Origin of the sequence: Luteimonas flava (genome assembly GCF_036584485.1) — a bacterium.
Lineage (GTDB): Bacteria > Pseudomonadota > Gammaproteobacteria > Xanthomonadales > Xanthomonadaceae > Luteimonas > Luteimonas flava.
In genome coordinates, this window is the sequence record NZ_JAZHBM010000024.1 from 1 (window position 1) to 476 (window position 476).

A 476-nucleotide genomic window follows, 5' to 3' on the forward strand; every position below is an offset into this window, starting at 1 on the left:
GTTCGCTTCCCAGTCCAGTACGCGGTCAACCAGCAGCAGCGGATAGCGGTGCGGCAGCAGCGATTTGATGGCCAGGATGTCGAGGGTCTTTTTTTCAGTAGTCATTTTTCGTCTTGCGTGGTCAGTGTTTTAATTGTTTTTTCAAGCGTGCGGATCTTCTCGCGCATGCTTGACAGGTTGCGCACGATGGCGGCGCTCTTTTCCCAGTCGGCGTTCTTGGCCAGCGGATAAAAACCCGTGTACTGGCCCGGTTCCGCGATCGAGCGCGAGACCATGCTGCCCGAGCCCACGTGGACGCGGTCGGCGATCGTCAAATGGCCCAGCACCATGGCGGCGCCGCCAAAGGTGCAGTACTTGCCGATGATGGCGCTGCCGGCCACGCCGACGCAGCCGGCCATGGCCGTGTGCGCGCCGATATGGCAGTTGTGGCCGATCTGGATCTGGTTATCGAGCTTGACGCCGTCTTCGATGATGGT

At 60.1% G+C, this 476-nt stretch carries 1 pseudogene; it reads right to left on the bottom strand.

Features of this window, described 5'->3' with window-relative positions:
• Positions 1 to 101: 101 nt before the first annotated feature.
• Positions 102 to 476 (bottom strand): annotated as a pseudogene (locus V3391_RS17530) (UDP-3-O-(3-hydroxymyristoyl)glucosamine N-acyltransferase); the annotation flags it as partial.